3 protein-coding genes are annotated in these 3,462 nt (G+C 41.2%); all 3 read left to right on the forward strand.

The window, feature by feature from the left end; all coding sequences use genetic code 11:
* Nucleotides 1-64: 64 nt before the first annotated feature.
* Entirely contained in the window at nucleotides 65-2,575 is a 2,511-nt protein-coding gene (locus tag Q5866_RS20890; RefSeq protein WP_177701815.1) for an RICIN domain-containing protein, read from the forward strand.
* Between the two features lie 15 nt (nucleotides 2,576-2,590).
* On the forward strand, nucleotides 2,591-3,133 hold the full coding sequence (locus tag Q5866_RS20895; RefSeq protein ID WP_303182320.1) for a hypothetical protein: 543 nt from the start codon (nucleotides 2,591-2,593) through the stop codon (nucleotides 3,131-3,133).
* Nucleotides 3,134-3,224: 91 nt separating this feature from the next.
* On the forward strand, nucleotides 3,225-3,462 hold a 238-nt coding region (locus Q5866_RS20900), incomplete at its 3' end, for a hypothetical protein (protein WP_303182321.1).

The following is a 3,462-nucleotide window of genomic DNA, read 5'->3' on the forward strand; positions in this document are numbered from 1 at the left end:
AATTTGAAACAGTCAGCTGCAAAATTTTATCACAGGAATTAAAGAGGGGAAGAGATGAGAAGAGATGAGAAGATTTAAACGTATCGGCTATCTTTTAGCCGTGAACTTGCTGCTTATTCTATTTTGTAGTATTCAGGCGCTTGTGGTAAGCGCGCAGAATAAACCCATGGACGTAAAGGAAAACATATCGGAAAATAAAATGGAGGAAGTGGATCCGGAAATTTATGAGAAAAATTTTCGTGCGATGACCGCCGCAGAATTGACTTCGGGAAAACATCGATACGATAACGGGATATACGACGGTGCCGTATATTATCTCAAAAATTTTAAACAGGGAACATATCTCGATTTAAAAGGCGGAAGCAATGCAAACGGTACCTCTGTCGTAACGAGTGCCTATCAATCGAGTTCCACTCAAAAATTTAAATTACAGTATCTGGGAATGAGTTTGTATGAATTGATCCCGTACGGCAGCTCGCAGATTATCGTCAATGTAGCGGCAAATACGGAAGAAGGAAATGTTAACATTTCAACGAGAGCGCCTTATACGACCAATCAGAAATTCAAACTCAAAATGTTAGACTCGAATAAGGCAATTATTTATACACAGGTGAGCGACTATACGAAAGCGCTCTGCTTTGATAATACGACTTCCGACAATGTCGTTCAAAAAAGTTACGCGGGTTTGTCTGCTGTAAATCGAGGATATGCCGAATGGATTTTGCAAAATACAGACAGTTCCGTTTATGATTCCTATACAAAATATTATTTGAAAAATTTAAAAACGGGTTTGTATTTGGACGTTCCCGATTATTCGACTTCCAATATGACAATGATACAGTTGAGGCGTTTTACCGGCGGAGAAAATCAGCAATGGAAAACGCAGTACAACACGGCGACCAATACCTATACTTTTGCCCCCGCGCATCGTGCGGATATGGCTTTGGAAGCGTTTCAGACGGCTTTTATACAGGCCATTCAAACTTCTTCGGATACTCAAAAATTTCACCTGGAATCCGCATCGTCGGAGAGCGCTGCGGGAACAGTCTATAAAATTTCAGTTGCCCTTCCCAATTATACTCTATATCTCAATGCGGGGAACGAATTGAAAGAGGAAAGATATTCCACTGTGATAGGTACCAGTATGGGAGATTTGTGGGCGCTGGAAGAAGTGGAATTCGATTATGCGGGAATGGATTCGCTTGCAATGAATACTGCTTGTTCCAAGTCGATTTCGTCCTACGGAGAACTGCAATATTTTACCTTTCGCACCGATTTCGACGCGCGCTTTAAGGTGGAATTGACGAGAATAACGGGGAACGCCATTATGGGCGTCTATTTGAACGCCGATGCGGACAGACCTGCCTTTACGCATATATATAATACTTCCGCGGGACAAATTTACAACGTTTTTTTAAAGGCGGATACGACTTATTATATCTCCGTTTTTGATTCTCAAAATACGATAGATGCCGCGTATACGCTCCGCGTCAGACAGTTTGTAGCCTATCTGCACGGCATGAATACAAGTCTGACAGATACCGATATATACGGACATAGTCCGGACCCTGACGGAAACAGGAGAATACAAGCGGAACAAAACGCGGCGAAAATGAATGCGCACGGCTTTTGGGCACATACGAATACCGAAGCGGATATGACGCCCGATTTTGTCTTAAACACGATCGACCCCGTAACGGGGCTGCCTATTTTAGACAGCGATATTTATATTTTTGACGGACACGCTTCCTATCAGAGTGCAGAATATAATACAGGAACATCTTCGCAAGTGGGAAACGACGGACATTTATCTATATCTATGCTGCCTTCTTTGAATAATTGCGAACTTATTGTATGGGCGGGATGCAACTCGGCTTGGGGATACACTAATATAACGAGTAAAAGCGTTGAAAAAGGCGCGAAAACAGCTTTAGGATTTGAACAATCCACTACGCGGCCATACTCCAATCGTTGGATTTTAGCTTTTGTAGATGAATTGCTGTTGGGAAAGACTGTGCAAGAAGCGGCGGATTTAGCAGTCGCGGCTATACAAGTAAATCTTGACAATTTTGGATTGGGTACGTTTATCATTTACGGGGATGAGGACAATATTATTTTCCCCGCAAACGAAAACAGTTATATCGTTGAGCCGAGAAACATTGTTTCCCCTCCCGACGGCTATACGTTGGTGAACAGTACGAATCCGCGTATAAAAAGATATGAAAGACAAATAAACGGCGTTTTGACCAATGACGCCTATACTTACGTATATAATAAACGGGGAGAAACGATCGGCGTTTTTGAATCCAGATATCACATTACGGAAAACGAATTTATCGATATGGATCATCCCGTTGTCCGTCAAACTCTGGAAAGAAAAATGGAAGAGGGATTATTTAAAGAAGCGGGTATTTTAAATGTCAGCGATTATTATTTGGTCTTGGAAGGACGTCCTATTCCGTCTAAGATTATCGAAAAAGAAATAACGGACGCGCAGGGAAACTGCTCGCTCGATGTGAAAATACTCAATCTTTTAACGGGGGAATTATTTTATCCGGAAAAATTAGGGCTTTAAAGGGGAGAAAACGTTATGAATAGGAGTAAGATTTTTGGAGTATTGTTAGCGACTGTTTTTTTGTTTGCAGGGTGCGGTGGGAATCAAAACGAATACGCGCTGCCTTCCGTTCCGCAGGAGGAAACCGTGATAACTAAGTCTTTTGAAAAGCCCGATAGAATTAAATTGTATGAGAAAGGAAAAATTTTGAGTTTATCCGAAGAACAAGCCGATGAAATATGGAGTACGTTGGATATTATTTTCAATTCGGCTTATGAAACGCTCGGTACTAACGATAGTTTAGAGGAAAAAGATTTGGAAGAATGGAAGAAAACGGAGATTTCATTGGAATTGCTCTATGATAGCAATCAAATTAAGGAAACCTCCTTTGGTGTATCTACCTATTATGGAGTTTTGATGATATTGGAGGAAGACGGAATCCGATACGTAAGGTATAGAGAAGGAGATTCTGAGGGTCGTCTTCATTTAAGCTCTCGCGTATTTAATATCTTTTACAGCGGAAAAGAGTTTACTATCCAATATACAAAATTATTAAGGAAAGTTATAGAGCTAATATAGAGGCAAAGAAGAAAAATAAAAAGGCGGTGATTCCGTTAACGGGAGAATTATCTTTTCCGGAGGAATGGGGGGGTTAAAAGGAGGAAACGATATGACAAGGGTTAAGATTTTTGGAGTATTGTTAGCGACCGTTATTTTGTTCGCAGGGTGCGGTGGGAATCAAAACGAATACGCGCTGCCTTCCGTTCCGCAGGAAGAAGTCCTTATTGAGAACGGTTCGATTTTAAAGCCGGAAAGGATAAAATTCTATCATAAGGGAAGAGTGAGAACGCTGTCGCAGGAACAAACGAACGATTTATGGGATACGTTAAACGATATTCTCGATTCCG

It is taken from the genome of uncultured Butyricimonas sp. (assembly GCF_959596855.1).
Classification (GTDB): Bacteria; Bacteroidota; Bacteroidia; order Bacteroidales; family Marinifilaceae; genus Butyricimonas; species Butyricimonas muris.